Origin of the sequence: Nocardioides sp. JQ2195, from assembly GCF_012272695.1 — a bacterium.
Classification (GTDB): domain Bacteria; phylum Actinomycetota; class Actinomycetes; order Propionibacteriales; family Nocardioidaceae; genus Nocardioides.
The window spans coordinates 1935291-1952703 of record NZ_CP050902.1 but is presented as its reverse complement, the minus strand read 5'-3'; the positions used below and the strand labels follow the sequence as shown (position 1 = coordinate 1952703).

The following is a 17413-nucleotide window of genomic DNA, read 5'->3' as shown; positions in this document are numbered from 1 at the left end:
TCAGCACTGAAGAAAGTAGAGACATGAGCACTCTGGAGATCAAGGACCTGCACGTCTCGGTTGCCACCGAGGACGGCGACAAGGAGATCCTCAAGGGCGTCACGCTGACCATCAAGGATGGCGAGACCCACGCGATCATGGGCCCCAACGGCTCGGGCAAGAGCACCTTGGCCTACTCGATCGCCGGCCACCCGAAATACACCGTCACCAGCGGCTCCGTGCTCCTCGACGGCGAGGACGTCCTCGAGATGTCGGTCGACGAGCGTGCCCGCGCCGGCCTCTTCCTCGCCATGCAGTACCCCGTCGAGGTCCCCGGCGTCTCGGTGTCGAACTTCCTGCGCACCGCCAAGACCGCCATCGACGGCGAGGCCCCGAAGCTGCGCCACTGGGTCAAGGACGTCAACTCCACCCTGGAGAAGCTCGACCTGGACGCCTCCTTCGCCACTCGCTCGGTCAACGAGGGCTTCTCCGGTGGTGAGAAGAAGCGCCACGAGATCGCCCAGCTCGAGCTGCTCGACCCGAAGGTCGCCGTGCTCGACGAGACCGACTCCGGCCTCGACATCGACGCCTTGAAGATCGTCTCCGAGGGCGTGAACCGCTTCGCCGAGAAGAAGGACAAGGGCGTCCTGCTGATCACGCACTACACGCGGATCCTGCGCTACATCAAGCCGGACTTCGTGCACGTGTTCGTGGCCGGAAAGGTCGCCGAGTCCGGCGGCGCGGAGCTCGCCGAGGCCCTCGAGGCCAACGGTTACGAGAAGTACCTCACCGCGGCGGTCTGATCGCCATGGACGGACTCCTCCCCGAGCTGGAAGTCATCCGCAAGGACTTCCCGATCCTCGAGCGCGAACTGGCCGGTGGCCTGCCGCTGGTCTACCTCGACAGCGCCAACACCTCGCAGAAGCCGCAGGTCGTCATCGACACGATGGTCGACCACCTCGAGCGGCACAACGCCAACGTGGCGCGCGCCATGCACCAGCTCGGGGCGGAGTCGTCCGCAGCGTTCGAGGACGCGCGCGACAAGGTCGCCGCGTTCGTCAACGCTCCCTCACGCGACGAGATCATCTTCACCAAGAACGCCTCCGAGGCGCTCAACCTGGTCGCGAACACACTCGCGTGGGCGCAGGGTGACCTCGCCATCGGCGCCGGGGACGAGGTGCTCATCACCGAGATGGAGCACCACTCCAACATCGTGCCGTGGCAGCTGCTGACCGAGCGCAAGGGCGCCACCCTGCGCTGGTTCGGGCTCAACGACGACGGCACGCTCGACCTGTCGAACATCGACGCGCTGATCAACGAGAAGACCAAGGTCGTCTCCCTGACCTGGGTGTCGAACATGCTCGGCACGATCAACCCGGTTGCCGAGATCGCCCGCAAGGCCAAGGCGGTCGGGGCGATCGTGGTGGTCGATGCCTCGCAGGCCGTGCCGCAGATGCCGGTCGACCTCGTCGAGCTCGCCGCCGCGGGCGTCGACCTCCTCGCGTTCACCGGCCACAAGGTCGTCGGTCCCACCGGCATCGGTGTGCTCTGGGGACGGGCCGAGGTGCTCGGTCAGCTTCCACCGTTCCTCGGTGGCGGTGAGATGATCGAGACCGTGGCGATGGAGCGGTCGACGTACGCCGGCATCCCGCACAAGTTCGAGGCCGGCACCCCGCCGATCGTCGAGGCCGTGGGCCTCGGCGCGGCGGTGGACTACCTCGGACATGTCGGCATGGAGGCGATCCGCGACCACGAGCACGCCATCACCGCCTACGCGCTCGACGGCATGGCCACCGTGCCCGGCCTGACCGTGCTGGGCCCGTTGGACGCAACGCTGCGCGGCGGAGCTATCTCCTTCGAGCTCGACGGCGTCCACCCGCACGACGTGGCACAGGTGCTCGACTCCCGCGGCGTCGCGGTCCGTGCGGGGCACCACTGCGCGAAGCCGGCGCACAAGCGTTTCGGGGTCCAGGCATCGACGCGCGCGTCGTCCTACCTCTACACGACACCGGCTGAGGTCGATGCCCTCGTCGAGGCGTTGGAATACACCCGCTCCTACTTCAAGTTGAGTTAGGAACCATGACTGCACAGGATCTGGATGCCCTCTACCAGGAGATCATCCTCGACCACTACAAGAACCCGCTGAACAAGGGGCTGCGCGACCCCTTCGAGGCCGAGGTCCACCACGTCAACCCCACGTGCGGTGACGAGGTGACGTTGCGGGTGCACATCACCGACGGCAAGGTCAGCGACGTGTCCTACGACTCCGTGGGCTGCTCGATCTCGCAGGCGTCGACCTCGGTGATGACCGACCTCGTCATCGGCAAGAGCGTCGAGGAGGCGATGTCGATCCAGGCATCCTTCCAGGAGCTGATGCAGGGCCGCGGCAACGTGGAGCCCGATGAGGACGTCCTCGAGGACGGCATCGCCTTTGCCGGGGTGGCGAAGTTCCCGGCGCGGGTGAAGTGCGCCCTGCTCTCGTGGATGGCGTGGAAGGATGCGACGGCCCAAGCCCTCGCTGAAGCAGATGCAGGTTCCGACAAGGAGACGACCAATGGCTGACCACTCTGACATCCCCGAGGCGCCCGTGGGCACCTCGACCGTGACCGTCGAAGACGTCAACGAGGCAATGAAGGACGTCGTCGACCCCGAGCTCGGCATCAACGTCGTCGACCTCGGCCTGGTCTACGACCTCCACCTCGACGAGAAGGCGAACCTCGTCATCGACATGACCCTCACGTCGGCGGCCTGCCCGTTGACCGACGTGATCCAGGACCAGACGAACTCGGTCCTCGAGGGCTTGGTCAACGACGTGGCGATCAACTGGGTCTGGATGCCGCCGTGGGGTCCCGACAAGATCACCGATGACGGCCGTGAGCAGCTGCGCGCCCTCGGGTTCAACGTCTGATCCGAGGAGTGAGTCGGAGGTAGGCCGAGGAACGAGGCCTGCCGGAGCCGAGCCCCGCAGTGGTCAGGCACAACAGGAAACGTCTGACCCGAGTCACGCAGCAGTCGTGGCGGCGTGAGGCGGCCCGCTAGCCTGCTCAGGTGACCTCACTCCTCGTGCCACCGAAGCGCTTGGTGCGGTGGGTGGAGAACTTCACCTCTCGTCACGACGGGTGCGACCTGGCAGCCGCCGGGGGTGCCCTGCACGGGCAGGGTGGTGACGGGTCGACCTTCGCCGCGGAACTCCCGTTCGGCAGGAAGTTCGACGGGCAGCTCGACGGGCAGTTGGTCAGGCAGCTCGACGCGCCGCTGGGCAGGCCGACCTCCTGCCCCGAGGCCTTGGCAGACTTCCTCGAGCAGTGCCGGGAGCCCCACGACTGGGGCGTCCTCCTGGTCCGCAAGGGCGGGTTCGCGGTCGCCCGCCTCACGAACGACGCGATCGTGGAGTCGAAGGTCGGCCAGCGGCACGTGCAGGGTCGCTCCAAGGCCGGCGGCCAGAGCCAACAACGCTTCGCGCGTCGCCGGGACAACCAGGCACGCCAGGCCTACGAGGCCGCCGCCGGCCACGCCGCGCGCATCGTGGCGCCCTTCGAGGAGCGCCTCAGGTCCTCCGCCGGTGCTCCCGGCGTGGTGCTGGTGACCGGGGGAGACCACGACGCCGTGGCGGCGGTGCTCGCCGACTCCCGCCTGCGCAGGATCGCCGATCAGGTGGTGGAGCCGTTCCTCACCGTCCCCGACCCACGCCGATCCGTGCTGGAAAGCGCCGTTGCGGACGCCGGTTCTGTCAGGATGACGGTCGTCAACACCTGACCGACCCCGCAGGAGTCCGGATGTGGCAGCCCGAGCCAGGCTGGCAGACCGTGCCCGGAGGCATGGGCAGCTCCACGCTCGGCGTGTGGCGCGCGGAGGACCAGGTCGTCAAGCGCCTCCAGGCGCCACTGCCCGAGGATCCCGTCGAGCTCTCCGACCGGGCTCACTTCGCCTACTGGCGACGGCCCGCGGAGGTCGCGCTGACCGGGGTCGTCGACCTGACCTCCGGTCTGCGCAGCGTGCCGGCAACGAGGGTCGACGAGGACGAGGACGGGGTCACGCTGTGGCACCCCTGGGTCGAGCAGGAACAGCTGCCGGGCCCCTTCGTGGCCCAGGCCCTGGGCCGGTTCGCCGGCACTGACCTCACGGCGTACGACTGGCTGGCCCGCGACCAGCTGGCCGATCGTCTGGCGCGCGTCGACCGCCGGGGCGGCTGGCGCACCTTGGCGCGTACGACGGTCGCGGACGTGGCTGACCACCTCTGGCAACGCCGCGGCACCTGGTTGCAACGCTTCGCAGAGCTCCCCTCGGTGGTGCAGCACGGTGACCCGGTCCCCGGGAACCTGCTCGCCCGCGACGGTGACGACGTGATCACGGTGGACTGGTCGTCCCTCGGCCGCGGTCCGGTCGGGGCGGACCTGGGCTACCTGGCGCTCACCGCGCGGGAGGACTTCGAGGTCCTGGCCGATTCCTACGCCTCCGGGCTGCCCGCGGGTCTTGCCGACCGCGAGCAGGTGCTCCTGGGGGCCCGGATCAATGCGGTCTACACCGCGTTGTCCCGGGCGGAGTGGGCCCTGGCCCGGGTGGCGGACGGCCCGGGCGCGTTGGCCGGGAAGTACCGCCACCCGAGCGTGGCACCCTACCTGCGGTCGCTGCAGCGGCTCTTCCCGCAGATCGAGGCGCTGCTCTGAGCGACGCGCGTCACCAGACGTCGCAGGCCGAGTAGTCGCCGCTCTCGTAGCCCTTCTTGAACATCTCGATGCGTTGCGCGGACGAGCCGTGGGTCCACTGGCCCGGGTCGACCCGGCCCTGGGAGACCTTCTGGATGTGGTCGTCACCGACCGCCTCGGCCGCCGCAATGGCCTGGCGCAGGTCCTCCTCGTTCGGGCCCTCGGAGAACAGGGGTTCACCGGACTCGTCCTCGGTGTTGACGGCGGCATTGGTCCACAGGCCCGCGTAGCAGTCGGCCTGCAGCTCCAGCTTCACGGCGTCGCTGTTCTCACCCTGCTGGGTCTTGACGTTGCGCATCTGGTTGGTGATGTCCTGGATGTGGTGGCCGTACTCGTGACCGAGGACGTACCACTCGACGAAGCCCCCGTCCGGGCCACCGAGCTGCCCCTCCAGGACGTCGTCGAAGAAGTTCGTGTCGAGATAGACCTTCTGGTCACCCGGAGCCGGGCAGTAGAACGGTCCGACCGCGGCGGAGGCCTGACCGCACCCGGTGCTGATCGATCCGGAGAAGGTGACCGTCTGGGCGTCGGTGTACTCGACACCCGCCGCCTCGGGGAGGGTCTCGGCCCAGTAGGCCTGGATCGAGTTGACCACGGCGACGCGACCGCAGTCGTGGCTCGCTGCCGCGTCCTCACCCGTCCTGCAGCTCGCGTAGCGATCGGTCTCGGCGCTCTGCCCACCCGCGGCCTGCAGCTGGGAGGGGTCGAGACCGAGCCCACCGCCTCCGCCGCCTCCACCGCCGCCCTGGTTGATGCCCGGGACGTTGCCGGTGCACATCGCCACCACGAAGAAGATCACCGCGATCGCCAGGCCGAGCTTCCCGCCCCCGGCACCCGTCGGGATGGGCAGGCGCATGCCACCGCCGCCACCGAGGCCACCGCCACGCCCGCCCCCACCGCCAGCGTCGGAGACCTGCCCCTTGTCCAGACGTGCCTTGGGGTTGAAGCGCATGGGTGCTTCCTTCCTGGTGTCCGTCCGGATGACGGGGGAGAGCCTTGTGCCCCGTAGACTAACCAGCCTCATGATCACCGCACAGCAACTCGAGGTCCGTGCCGGTGCGCGTCTCCTCATGGAGAACGTCAACTTCCGCGTGGCAGCCGGCGACAAGGTCGGCCTGGTCGGCCGCAACGGAGCCGGCAAGACGACCCTCACCAAGATCCTGGCCGGCGAGGCCCCTCCCGCATCGGGCAAGGTGCTGACCAACGGTGAGGTCGGCTATCTGCCGCAGGATCCGCGCACCGGTGATCCCGACGTGATGGCCCGCGACCGGATCCTCTCGGCACGCGGCCTCGATGACGTCGTACGCCGTCTGCGCGCGGCCGAGCGTGACATGGGCTCCGACGACCCGGAGGTCGCCGAGAAGGCGATGAAGCAGTACGCCCGCGCCGACAACGAGTTGCACGCCGGCGGGGGATACGCCGCGGAGTCCGAGGCGTCCACCATCGCGGCCTCCCTCGGCATCGAGGACCGCATCCTCACCCAGCCGCTGAGAACCCTCTCCGGTGGCCAGCGACGCCGCGTCGAGCTGGCCCGCATCCTCTTCTCCGACGCCGAGACCATGCTCCTCGACGAACCCACCAACCACCTCGACGTCGACTCGATCGTGTGGCTGCGCGAGTTCCTCAAGAACTACAAGGGCGGGCTGATCGTGATCAGCCACGACAACGAGCTCCTCGAGGCCACGGTCAACAAGGTGATGCACCTCGACGCCAACCGCGCCGAGATCGACGTCTACAACATGGGCTGGAAGCACTACCTGACGCAGCGCGAGACCGACGAGCGGCGCCGCAAGCGCGAGCGGGCCAATGCGGAGTCGAAGGCGAAGACGCTCACCGACCAGGCCAACAGGATGCGGGCCAAGGCCAGCAAGGCCACCGCTGCCCAGTCGATGCTCAAGCGCGCCGAGAAGATGATGGCCGGTCTCGAGGGCGAGCGCCAGGCCGACAAGGTCGCCAAGATCAAGTTCCCCGCGCCGGCCGCCTGTGGCAAGACCCCGCTCACCGCCAAGGAGCTCTCCAAGTCCTACGGCTCGCTCGAGGTCTTCATGGACGTCGACCTGGCCATCGACAAGGGCAGTCGCGTCGTGATCCTCGGCTTCAACGGCGCCGGCAAGACCACGATGCTGCGGATCCTGGCCGGGGTCGACCAGCCGGACACCGGGGAGGTCATCCCTGGCCACGGGCTCAAGGTCGGCTACTACGCCCAGGAGCACGAGACGCTCGACACCAGCCGCACCGTGCTGGAGAACATGCAGTCGGCGGCGCCCCAGCTGACCGACACCGAGGCTCGCAGCGTGCTCGGGTCGTTCCTCTTCTCCGGCGACGACGCGCACAAGTCGGCCGCGGTCCTCTCCGGCGGCGAGAAGACCCGGCTCGCCCTGGCCAGCCTGGTCGTCTCCAGTGCCAACGTGCTGCTCCTCGACGAGCCCACCAACAACCTCGACCCTGCTTCGCGCGAGGAGGTGCTGGCCGCGATCCGCACCTATGAGGGCGCGATCATCCTGGTCACCCACGACGAAGGCGCGGTGAGAGCTCTCGAGCCCGACCGGGTCCTGCTGCTGCCCGACGGTGACGAGGACCTCTGGAACGAGGGCTACGCCGACCTCGTCTCCCTGGCCTGAGGAGCCGGACGTGTCGGGGATGATGGGTGCCGGGCCGGCCTTCCGCAACCTGCGTGCCGACCGCAGTGTCGTCGAGAACCGCCTTGAGCGCGGCACCGTGCGCCGTGTGCTGAGCTTCGCCGGCCCGCACCGGGGGCTGATCGCGTTGTTCCTGGCCCTGACCGTCGTTGACGCCTGCCTGGTCGTGGTCACGCCGCTCTTGGTGCAGCGCATCGTCGATGACGGCATCCTGCGGGGCGATGTCTCGCTGGTCACCTGGCTGGCCGTCGCGATGGCTGTCACGGCCGTGTTCAGCGGGTTGCTCAACGTCCTGACGGGCTGGTTCTCCTCGCGGATCGGCGAGGGCCTGATCTATGACCTGCGGACCCGGGTCTTCGCGCACGTGCAACGCCAGTCGCTGGCGTTCTTCACCCGCACCCAGACCGGTGCGCTGGTGTCGCGCCTCAACAACGACGTGATCGGTGCCCAGCGTGCGTTCACGTCAGCCCTGTCGAGCACGGTGTCGAACCTGATCTCGGTGGTCGTCGTCGGTGCGACCATGTTCGCGCTCAGCTGGCGGGTGACGCTGGCCTGCCTGGCCCTCTTCCCGATCCTGATGCTGACCTCACGGTGGGTCAGCCACCGGCTGGCCGGTCTCACTCGCGATCAGATGGACGGCAACGCCGATCTCGGCAACGCGATGACCGAGCGCTTCAACGTCGGCGGGGCGATGCTGCTCAAGCTCTTCGGGCGCCGGGACGAGGAGGACGCGAAGTTCGCCGTCAAGGCCGCCGTGGTGCGTGACCTCGGCGTCCGCATCTCGCTGATCACGCGCATCTTCGTGGCGGCGATGATGACCGTCCCGGCGCTGGCCACGGCCCTGGTCTACGGCGTCGGCGGCTATCTCGCGATCCACGAGCAGCTCAGCGTCGGCACGCTGCTGGCCCTGGCCACCTTGCTCCTGCGGCTGCTCGGTCCCCTGCAGGGGCTCTCCAACGTACGCATCGACGTGATGACTGCCCTGGTCAGCTTCGAGCGCGTCTTCGAGCTTCTCGACCTGCCGTCACTGGTCCAGGAGCGAGAGGACCCGGTGGTCCTGCCGCGCGACGCTGCCCGTCTGGAGTTCCGCAAGGTCGCGTTCACCTACCCCCGTGCCGACGAGGTCTCCCTCGCCTCGCTGGAGGTGGTGGCCCGCAAGGAGAGCCGCGACACCGAGCAGGTGCTCGCCGACATCAGCTTCGTGGCCGAGCCGGGCGAGATGGTCGCGCTGGTCGGGCCGTCGGGTGCCGGCAAGACGACCGTCACCCACCTGGTCGCCCGGCTGTACGACGTCTCCGGCGGTGCCGTGGAGATCGACGGGCACGACGTGCGCGACGTCGAGCTGCAGTCACTGGAGGACGTGGTCGGCTACGTCACCCAGGACGCCCACATGTTCCACGACACCATCCGCGCCAACCTGCTCTACGCCAAGCGGGATGCGAGCGACGACGACATCCGGCAGGCGCTGGACGCTGCCCAGATCGGCCGGCTGGTCGCTGCCCTGCCCGACGGTCTCGACACCGTCGTCGGAGACCGTGGCTACCGGTTGTCCGGCGGAGAGCGCCAGCGCCTGGCCATCGCCCGACTGCTCCTCAAGGCACCGGCCATCGTCGTCCTCGACGAGGCGACGGCACACCTCGACTCCGAGTCGGAGGCCGCCGTGCAGCGTGCCCTCGACGCCGCGTTGGCCGGGCGTACGTCCTTGGTGATCGCCCACCGGCTCTCCACCATCCGCGGTGCCGACCAGATCCTGGTCGTCGACGAAGGACGCGTGGTGCAACGCGGGACCCACACCGAGCTGCTGGCTCAGGGTGGGCTCTACGGCCAGCTGCACCGCACCCAGTTCATCGACGACGTGACATCGGGCTGAGCCCGGCTCGCGCGACCCACCTTGCCCCGAGTGGCAGGATGCTGGCCATGGACCTCAATCTTCAGGACCGTGTCTACGTCGTCACCGGGGGAGCGCGGGGTCTCGGTCGCGCGACCGCCGACCAGCTGGTGGCGGACGGGGCCCGGGTGGTGCTCTCCGGGCGTGACCAGGACTCCCTCGACGCCGCAGTCTCCGAGCTCGGCGAGAATGCTCGTGGGGTCGCGGCCGACAACGCCGATGCGCAGTCACCGGGGCGGCTCATCGAGGCAGCACAGCACGCGTTCGGCCGTCTCGACGGTGTGCTGATCTCGGTTGGCGGCCCGCCCAAGGGCAGCGTCGCCGAGACCGCGGACGAGGACTGGGTGACATCGTTCGAGTCCGTCTTCCTCGGCACCGTCCGTGTGGCTCGCGAGGTCGCCGCTGCCCTCGGTGACGGAGGATCGATCACGTTCGTGCTGTCCACGTCGGCGAAGGAGCCGTTGCCCGACATGGCCATCTCGAACGGGCTGCGGCCCGGGTTGGCGATGGTGGCCAAGCAGCTCGCGGACGAGCTCGGGCCGCGCGGGATCCGGGTCAACGGGCTGATGCCCGGTCGCATCGACACCGCAAGGGTCCAGCAGCTCGATGAACTGACCGGCGACGCAGCGCAGGCCAAGGCGGCAGCCGTGGCCGCCATTCCCCTCGGGCGCTACGGCACACCCGAGGAGTTCGGCCGCACGGCGGCGTTCCTCATGTCACCGGCGGCGAGCTTCCTCACGGGGCTGCTGCTTCCGGTTGACGGGGGCCTTGCGCGCACGCTTTGAGCCCTTGCCGCTCCACTCGTCGTAGGCCATCCAGAAGAAACCGATGACGGCCAGCAGGCCGAAGAACCACCACTGCAGTCCGTAGAAGAAGTGCGGGCCGTTGTCGAGCTCGGGCTTGCTGGCCAGCTCCAGTCCCTCGGCGGGTGCCGGATCCTCGCTGACCAGGTCCACGAACCCGCGGTAGGCCTCCAGGTCGAGGGCCGCGCTGATCTCCGTGCTCGAGATCGCCCGGGTGGAGTGGTCGTCGACCCGGGTGGAGTCCCCTGTGGCGTCCTTGCGCACCCAGCCCTCGACCGTCACTTCGCCGGGTGGCGGCGCAGGAATGTCGTCGGGAGTGTCTCCGCTGTTCTGGGTGGCCATCCAACCGCGGTCGACCAGCAGCGCGGTCCCGGACCTGGTCACCAGCGGGACCACCACGTCGACACCGGGACTGCCGTCACGGGTCCGGTAGCGCACGATCACCGTGTCGTCCACGTCGTACTCGCCGGTCGCCACCACCCGGCGCCACTCGTGCTCGGTGTCCACGCCGGTGCCGGTGGACATGACTTGCTCGACCGGTGCCGGTTCCTCGTGCTCGTTGCGCTCCACGATGGAGTTCGAGTCCTTGCGGTCGTCGAGGCGGTGGAACTGCCACACACCCAGGCGCCAGGCTAGCAGGGACAGCAGCACCACGGTCAGGAAGAAGAGGATCCAGCGTCGAGTCAACAGGAACGACAGGGATCTCACGGCACCAAGGCTAACTGGGCCGATCAGGTCGTGGTCGGCTGGCCCGGGGGCCTAGACTCGGGGAATGCAGCAGCTGAGTGATCTCCATGGCCGGGTGGCCACAGATCTGCGGGTCTCCCTGACGGATCGGTGCAACCTCCGATGCTCCTATTGCATGCCTGCCGAAGGCCTCGACTGGCTCCCCGGGGAGGAGGTCCTCACCGATGACGAGGTCCTCCGACTGATCCACATCGCCACGTCGAGGCTCGGTGTGGACGAGGTGCGCTTCACCGGGGGCGAGCCGTTGGTCAGGCGTGGCCTGGTCGACATCGTCGCCGGCACTGCGGCCATGGTGCCGCGGCCGGAGATCTCGATGACGACCAACGCCCTCGGCCTGAGCCGCACCGCCCGGGCACTCGCCGACGCCGGGCTCGACCGGGTCAACGTCAGCCTCGACACGATCCGGCCGCAGACGTTCGCCGACATCACGCGGCGTGACCGGCTGCATGACGTGGTCGCCGGTCTCGAAGCCGCGCAGGAGGCGGGCCTGGGGCCGGTGAAGATCAACGCGGTGTTGTTGCGCGGGCACAACGACGACCAGGCCCCCGAGCTGCTGCGATGGGCGATCGAGCGCTCCTACGAGCTGCGGTTCATCGAGCAGATGCCCCTGGACGCCCAGCACGGCTGGCGCCGTGACGAGATGATCACCGCCGACGAGATCTTTGCCTCCCTGGACCGGGAGTTCGTGCTCGAGCCGGCTTCCGAACCGCGAGGGAGCGCTCCCGCCGAGCTGTTCACCGTCAACGGCGGGCCCGCCACCGTCGGTGTGATCGCGTCGATCACCCGTCCGTTCTGCGGCGACTGTGACCGGGTCCGGCTGACTGCCGACGGCCAGGTGCGCAACTGTCTCTTCGCCCGCGAGGAGTCCGACCTGCGCACTCCACTTCGTGATGGTGCCAGTGACGACGAGATCGCCGAGCGCTGGATCGCCGCCGTACGCCCGAAGCTGCCCGGTCACGGCATCAACGACCCCAGCTTCCTGCAGCCGTCGCGTCCGATGTCGGCGATCGGCGGCTGACTCGCCCAGCCCGGGTCGCCAGCCTGGTCTAGGCGGAGACCGGCTCCACGTCCCTGAGGAAGCCCCGGGCTCCCAAGAAGTCGCTCAATGACTGCTTGTGCTCGTCACAGGCCAACCAGGTCTTGCGACGATCGGGTGTGTGCAGCTTCGGGTTGTTCCACAGCAGGGCCCACTCCGCGTCGGCCTGGCACCCCTTGGCGGAGCAGCGCATCTCTTCAGTCACGTCGCAGAGCCTAGCGATGGGTGGAGTCCTTCGTGGGCAGCTCGCGTCCGAACCAGTCCGTGGGACGTAGGTTCTCCTCCCGCCGCTCGGGTGGCTCGTTGGCGAACACGACTGCCACATACGGCAGCAGCACCGCGCCGGCGACCAGCACCCACCGCAACCAGCCCGGCCCCACGGCAACGGCACCGATGAAGCAGACCGTGCGGATGCCCATCGACATCAGGTAGCGACGCTGGCGTCCGGCGATGTCCTGGGAGCGCGTCTGCGGTGCGGTGGTGATCCGCACCGGCTCAGGCTCCTTGCGTGGCATGTCTCCATGGTACGTCGGTAGGCTCAGCCTGTGGCCCGAGCCCGGGTCGCGATCGTCGATCCCCTGGAGGCCCCCATGTCCGACCGCACCTACCGCGTCACCGAGATCGTCGGCACCTCGCCCGAGGGCATCGACCAGGCCATCCGCAACGGCATCGAGCGGGCCACCAAGACACTGCGCCACGTCGACTGGTTCGAGATGACCCAGGTGCGCGGTCAGGTCAAGGACGGCCAAGTCGAGCACTTCCAGGTCGGCCTCAAGCTCGGGTTCCGCCTCGAGGACGACTGATTCCCGGCGACTCCCTCCGAGTCGTTTAGGGATACGCATGAGTAATCTCTAGCGTCGAGTGGCGTGAGCAGATCAGTCCTCGTCACCGGCGGCAACCGCGGCATCGGCCGCGCCATCGCCCAGGCCTTCCTCGAGCAGGGCGACAAGGTCGCCGTCACCACGCGCAACGGTGGGGCACCTGAAGGCGCCCTCGACATTCGCTGCGACATCACCGACACCGAGGCGGTGGAGGCAGCGTTCAAGCAGGTCGAGGCCGCCCACGGGCCCGTCGAGGTGCTCGTGGCGAATGCCGGGATCACCAAGGACACGCTGGTCCTGAGGATGAGCGACGACGACTGGTCCTCGGTGATCGACACGAACCTGACCGGGTCGTTCCGGGTGGCCAAGCGCGCCGCCAAGGGGATGCTGCGGCTGCGACGTGGTCGGATCATCTTCATCTCCTCGGTCGTCGGCCTGCTCGGCTCGCCCGGCCAGGTCAACTACGCCGCCTCCAAGGCCGGGCTCGTCGGCATGGCCCGCTCGCTGGCCCGTGAGCTCGGCTCCCGCTCGATCACCGCCAATGTCGTCGCGCCCGGCTTCGTGCAGACCGACATGACCGACGTGCTGCCCGACGAGCAGAAGGCTGCCTACCAGGCCCAGATCCCGCTCGGCCGCTTCGCCGCGGTCGAGGACATCGCCGGAGCCGTCACCTGGCTCGCCGGTGACGGCGGTGCCTATGTCACCGGTGCGGTCATCCCGGTCGACGGCGGCCTCGGCATGGGCCACTGATCCTCACTCACCTCTCGAACAAGGAGCACGACGCATGGGCATTCTCGAAGGCAAGCGGATCCTCGTTGCCGGAGTGACGATGGACAGCTCCATCGGCTTCGCGGTGGCCAAGGTCGCCCAGGAACAGGGCGCCACGGTGCTCATCTCCAACTTCGGGCGTGCCTTGGGCATCACCAAGCGCATCGCCAAGCGCCTCCCGGTGGAGCCGCCGGTGCTCGAGCTCGACGTCACCGACCAGGAACACCTCGACCGGCTCCCCGAGCTGCTGCGTGAGCACGTCGACGGACTCGACGGCGTGGTCCACTCGATCGCCTACGGCAACCCGGAGACCCTGCTGGGCGGCAAGTTCCTCGACGGTCCCTGGGACGACGTCGCCCAGGCCGTCCAGGTCTCTGCCTACTCCTTGAAGTCCTTGGCGATGGCCGCCAAGCCGTTGATGGGTTCGGGCGGTTCCGTCGTGGGCATGACCTTCGACGCGACCGTCGCCTGGCCGGCATACGACTGGATGGGCGTGGCCAAGGCTTCGCTGGAGTCCACCTCGCGCTACCTCGCCCGTGACCTCGGCCCGGACGGCATCCGCTGCAACTTGGTCTCCGCAGGGCCGCTGCGCACCCTGGCCGCCAAGGCCATTCCCGGGTTCGGCGACCTCGAGGACATGTGGGGCACCCGCGCTCCGCTGGGCTGGGACAACACCGACCAGGACCCGACCGCGCGTGCCGTCTGTGCCCTGCTCTCCGACTTCTTCCCGGCCACCACCGGCGAGATCGTGCACGTCGACGGTGGCTTCCACGCCATGGGGGCCTGAGCCGCACCCCATTGTCCGGCGCCCTCAGGGCGCCGGGGGATCGGCGGATCCGCGCCGAGTCTGTAACGTCCTCTTGGTGACTTCACTCATCGAGCTGCGTGTCCTTGAAGGCCCCAACCTCTACTTCCCACGGGCCGCCATCAAGCTGACCCTGGACATCACTCCTCTCGCCGAGGCCCCGGACGAGCGGGCCCAGCGACTCGCTCGTCGGATCGGGTTGAAGAGCACCAACCCCGGTGCCGCAAACTCGGGTTTTCGCCAGCGCTTCGTGGCCCGCGCCGTGGCCCGACTGGTGCGTGCTGTCGCCGCCGAGTCGGGCACCGCGCGCCTCGCCGTACGCGTTCGACCGACCAGCGACCCGCACCGTCTCGTCGTCGCGTTCCCGTGGCGGCACCGCACGCGGGCCCAGGCCCTCGGCAGGGCCGTCGCGGAAGTCCTCGATCGCCTGCCGGGCGCCGACATCGAGGCGTTGGTCAGTGAGGTCGCCGAGAAGCTCGACGAGGTTGAGCCGGGGCCAGCCCCGACCACCATCCGGCCCAAGATCCCGGTGGTGGCCGTCACCGGCACCAACGGGAAGACCACGACCTCCCGCATGATCGCCCACATCGCCCGCACCAACGGCCTGCTGGTGGGTTGGTCGAACACCGATGGCATCTACATCGACGGTGAGCTCGTCGAACCCGGTGACTACTCCGGCCCCTCGGGCGCCGGCAGGGTGCTGGCCCACAAGGAAGTCGAGTTCGCGGTCACCGAGACCGCTCGCGGCGGCATCCTGCTGAAGGGAATCGGGCTGACCCGCAACGACGTCTCCGTGGTGACCAACGTGACCGCTGACCACCTCGGGCTGCACGGCATCGACACGGTCGACCAGCTGGCCGAGGTGAAGTCGGTGGTCGCCCAGATCACCCGTCCGGACGGCTGGTCGGTCCTCAACGGCGACGACCCCAGAGTGATGGCCATGCGCCAGGTGATCAAGGCCAAGCCCTGGGTGTTCTCCCGCGACCCTGAGTCGCCGGCCATCCGTGAGGCGCTCAACGCCGGTGGTCGCGCGACGACCGTGATCGACGACTGGGTTGCTGTGCTGCAGCCCGACAAGGATGCCGATGCGCTGATCCAGCTCGTCGACGTTCCGATGACCCTCGCCGGTCTGTCCCGGTTCAACGTCGAGAACACCTTGGCCGCGGCATCTGCCTCGTTGGCCATCGGGTTGCCGCGAGACATGGTGATCGAGGGACTGCGTTCGTTCCGCCCCGACGCCGAGCACAACCCCGGCCGGATGAACTTCTTCTCCATCGATGACGTGTCCGTCGTGATGGACCTGGCCCACAACGAAGCCGGGCTCGAGGCGATGTTCGAGATCATGAACGGCGTACGCCGCCCCGGCTCGCGGTTGCTGCTCGGCATGGGCGTGGTCGGTGACCGCCAGGACGACCTGATCGAGAAGCTGGGGGAGATCGCCGGACGAGACGCCGACGTGCTGGCCATCTGCCACAAGGAGAAGTACTTCCGCGGTCGCACCATGGAGGAGCTCGACCAGTTGATGCGCAACGGGGCCGAACGCGTCGGGGCCACCCACATCGTGTCGTGGCCCACCGAGGTCTCCGGACTGGAAGCCTTGGTCGCCCAGGCCCAGCCCGGCGACGTGGTCGGCATCATGTGCCACGCCGAGCGCCAGGAGTGCTACGACTGGATTGCTTCGAAGGGCGGCATTCCGGACTCGCCCGAGGCCCTCTCCGCCAAGGTACGCGCCGCCCGCTGATCGTTGGTCGAGTGCCGGTGAGGAACGAGCGTCTCGAAACCGTCCTCCGCGCCGTACGCCGTCCCCGACGGTGGTTGAGGAGCGAGGAACGAGCGTCTCGAAACCGTTCTCCGCGCCGTACGCCGTCCCCGGCGGTGGTTGAGGAGCGAGGAACGAGCGTCTCGAAACCGCCCGTACGTCGCCCCCGCCGGGCCGAGTTCACACCACCCGCAGTCCACCGGGAAAGATTCTGAAAATACTTTCTCCGAACCCTGTGCAGAACCCCCCTTTTTCGGGGGTTCGGTGTCAGTGCTCGGTGATGCAATGGGGGCATGTTCGAAGTCGACGCAGCACTGCACCCCTACGAGGTCTGTGACCTCGGCGGCGCCGTCCTGTTCGACCTCATCTCTGACACCCGCGACACCGAGTTCCGCACCGACCGCCGCAAGGTCAGGTTGGCCTACCAGCTCTGTGTCACCAACCCCGCCGGCCCGGACGTCGACCCCGCGACCTGGGGCGACGGACTGCCCGGCATGGCCGGAGACTTCGACGCCGTGTTGGGTGGCGAGGGCACCCCACTGGTGGCCGCGTTCGTGACCGAGGACCTCGCCGCAGCCACCAGGAAGTCCCGGGAATCTGCGAAGCAGTTCCTCGCCAACACCCTCGACCTGCACCACCGGCTGCCACGAACCCATGCCCGCTTCGAGGACCTCGAGCTGGAGCTGTGGAAAGCCTTCCGCCTCGCCGAGGACACCCACGACCTCTCCCTGGAGGCAGCCCGGTGGATCGACAACCACCTCCACGAGGGTGGTTCGTACTCGCTGACCGCGATGGCCCGGGCCGTCAAGCACGGCACCGCGAAGTTCCACCCCGACAAGCTCGACGCCGACACCGGCCTGCCCGGGCGTGACGACTGGGACGTCGAAGTCGACCACCAAGCAGGGGCTGAGGGCACCAGCACCCTGCACGCCACCGGCGGGTCGTTGGACCTGGCAAAGTTCGAAGGCCTCGTCTCCGATGAGGCGACCACGATGGGACGCCTCGGCGACACCGACACCCTGGGCCAACGCAAGGCCAAGGCCCTCGGGGTCATCGCCGACCGGCAAGCATCGTTGGATCTGCTCGGTATCCTCGACCAGGACCCACCGATCAACCCCGCCACCGGCACCCAGGTCACCCGCCGCAAGTCCTACCTCAAGGCCCGGCTGTTCGTGCACCTGTCCCTCACGGACCTGGCCACCATGTGCGCCGCCTCCGCCACCGTGGAGTCAGGTGGGCGGGGTGGTGGACACTAACATGTTCGGCCCCGCCACCACCACCCTGATCGCCGGCTACCTGAAGCAACTCGGTGCTGATGCCCGGTTGACGCCGGTCATCGACACCACCAAGGTGTGGGCGGTGGATGTCCATGATCCGCCACAGTCGATGCGGGACCAGGTCACCGAACGCGACCCCCACTGCGTGCACCCCTACTGCGGCAGGTCATCGAAGACCTGCGACC

At 68.5% G+C, this 17413-nt stretch carries 19 protein-coding genes; 15 read left to right on the top strand and 4 right to left on the bottom strand.

Features of this window, described 5'->3' with window-relative positions; translation table 11 throughout:
- Positions 1-23 precede the first annotated feature (23 nt).
- The 6 genes from sufC to ncot_RS09305 all read left to right on the top strand — a co-directional run bounded on the left by sufC (position 24) and on the right by ncot_RS09305 (position 4646).
- Positions 24-782, top strand: coding sequence for a Fe-S cluster assembly ATPase SufC (gene sufC, locus ncot_RS09330; RefSeq protein WP_168617365.1), 759 nt, complete (start codon positions 24-26; stop codon positions 780-782).
- 5 nt (positions 783-787) lie between these two features.
- Positions 788-2053 carry a cysteine desulfurase gene (locus ncot_RS09325; protein WP_168617364.1) on the top strand — a complete coding sequence of 422 codons (1266 nt, stop codon included), beginning with the start codon at positions 788-790 and terminating at the stop codon, positions 2051-2053.
- 5 nt (positions 2054-2058) lie between these two features.
- A complete protein-coding gene (gene sufU / locus ncot_RS09320; RefSeq protein WP_168617363.1) occupies positions 2059-2541 on the top strand; it encodes a Fe-S cluster assembly sulfur transfer protein SufU in 483 nt (160 codons plus the stop codon).
- On the top strand, positions 2534-2887 hold the full coding sequence (locus ncot_RS09315; RefSeq protein WP_057323757.1) for a metal-sulfur cluster assembly factor: 354 nt from the start codon (positions 2534-2536) through the stop codon (positions 2885-2887). Before sufU ends, ncot_RS09315 begins: the two co-directional genes overlap by 8 nt.
- 140 nt (positions 2888-3027) lie before the next feature.
- Positions 3028-3735, top strand: coding sequence for an acVLRF1 family peptidyl-tRNA hydrolase (locus ncot_RS09310; RefSeq protein WP_168617361.1), 708 nt, complete (start codon positions 3028-3030; stop codon positions 3733-3735).
- Between the two features lie 20 nt (positions 3736-3755).
- Positions 3756-4646 (top strand): phosphotransferase, encoded by an 891-nt coding sequence (locus tag ncot_RS09305; RefSeq protein ID WP_168617360.1) that lies wholly within the window; start codon positions 3756-3758, stop codon positions 4644-4646.
- A 10-nt stretch (positions 4647-4656) separates the two neighbouring features.
- Here ncot_RS09305 and ncot_RS09300 read toward each other — a convergent pair whose 3' ends face one another.
- The gene (locus tag ncot_RS09300) at positions 4657-5637 is read right to left on the bottom strand and encodes a neutral zinc metallopeptidase (protein ID WP_168617359.1); all 981 of its coding nucleotides are present in this window, start codon (positions 5635-5637) and stop codon (positions 4657-4659) included.
- Positions 5638-5707: 70 nt separating this feature from the next.
- Between ncot_RS09300 and ncot_RS09295 the strand changes: the two genes are divergently transcribed.
- From ncot_RS09295 to ncot_RS09285, 3 genes are read left to right on the top strand one after another with little or no spacing between them, the layout of a single operon-like run.
- Positions 5708-7306 carry an ABC-F family ATP-binding cassette domain-containing protein gene (locus tag ncot_RS09295; RefSeq protein WP_168617358.1) on the top strand — a complete coding sequence of 533 codons (1599 nt, stop codon included), beginning with the start codon at positions 5708-5710 and terminating at the stop codon, positions 7304-7306.
- A gap of 19 nt (positions 7307-7325) precedes the next feature.
- Complete coding sequence (locus tag ncot_RS09290; RefSeq protein ID WP_240938179.1) at positions 7326-9194, top strand: ABC transporter ATP-binding protein; 1869 nt, start codon at positions 7326-7328, stop codon at positions 9192-9194.
- A gap of 47 nt (positions 9195-9241) precedes the next feature.
- Entirely contained in the window at positions 9242-9997 is a 756-nt protein-coding gene (locus ncot_RS09285) for an SDR family oxidoreductase (RefSeq protein WP_168617357.1), read from the top strand.
- Here the strand turns inward: ncot_RS09285 and ncot_RS09280 are convergent.
- Positions 9929-10723, bottom strand: a complete 795-nt coding sequence (locus ncot_RS09280) for an SURF1 family protein (protein WP_168617356.1) — start codon at positions 10721-10723, stop codon at positions 9929-9931. The genes ncot_RS09285 and ncot_RS09280 overlap by 69 nt on opposite strands.
- A gap of 64 nt (positions 10724-10787) precedes the next feature.
- Here ncot_RS09280 and moaA point away from each other — a divergent pair, with 64 nt between their 5' ends.
- Positions 10788-11780 (top strand): GTP 3',8-cyclase MoaA, encoded by a 993-nt coding sequence (gene moaA / locus ncot_RS09275; RefSeq protein WP_168617355.1) that lies wholly within the window; start codon positions 10788-10790, stop codon positions 11778-11780.
- Between the two features lie 28 nt (positions 11781-11808).
- Here the strand turns inward: moaA and ncot_RS09270 are convergent, their stop codons facing one another.
- A complete protein-coding gene (locus ncot_RS09270; protein ID WP_168619266.1) occupies positions 11809-11991 on the bottom strand; it encodes a hypothetical protein in 183 nt (60 codons plus the stop codon).
- Positions 11992-12013: 22 nt separating this feature from the next.
- The gene (locus ncot_RS09265; protein ID WP_168617354.1) at positions 12014-12313 is read right to left on the bottom strand and encodes a DUF3099 domain-containing protein; all 300 of its coding nucleotides are present in this window, start codon (positions 12311-12313) and stop codon (positions 12014-12016) included.
- Positions 12314-12388: 75 nt separating this feature from the next.
- Between ncot_RS09265 and ncot_RS09260 the strand changes: the two genes are divergently transcribed.
- From ncot_RS09260 to ncot_RS09240, 5 genes are all read left to right on the top strand, one after another.
- Positions 12389-12601, top strand: a complete 213-nt coding sequence (locus tag ncot_RS09260) for a dodecin (RefSeq protein WP_168619265.1) — start codon at positions 12389-12391, stop codon at positions 12599-12601.
- A 63-nt stretch (positions 12602-12664) separates the two neighbouring features.
- Positions 12665-13369, top strand: a complete 705-nt coding sequence (locus ncot_RS09255; protein ID WP_168617353.1) for a beta-ketoacyl-ACP reductase — start codon at positions 12665-12667, stop codon at positions 13367-13369.
- Between the two features lie 34 nt (positions 13370-13403).
- Positions 13404-14174, top strand: a complete 771-nt coding sequence (gene fabI, locus ncot_RS09250; RefSeq protein WP_168617352.1) for an enoyl-ACP reductase FabI — start codon at positions 13404-13406, stop codon at positions 14172-14174.
- A gap of 76 nt (positions 14175-14250) precedes the next feature.
- Positions 14251-15933, top strand: a complete 1683-nt coding sequence (locus tag ncot_RS09245) for a Mur ligase family protein (protein ID WP_240938148.1) — start codon at positions 14251-14253, stop codon at positions 15931-15933.
- A 311-nt stretch (positions 15934-16244) separates the two neighbouring features.
- Positions 16245-17207: a hypothetical protein gene (locus ncot_RS09240; RefSeq protein WP_168617350.1), complete on the top strand. Its 963-nt coding sequence runs from the start codon at positions 16245-16247 to the stop codon at positions 17205-17207.
- Positions 17208-17413: the final 206 nt, after the last annotated feature.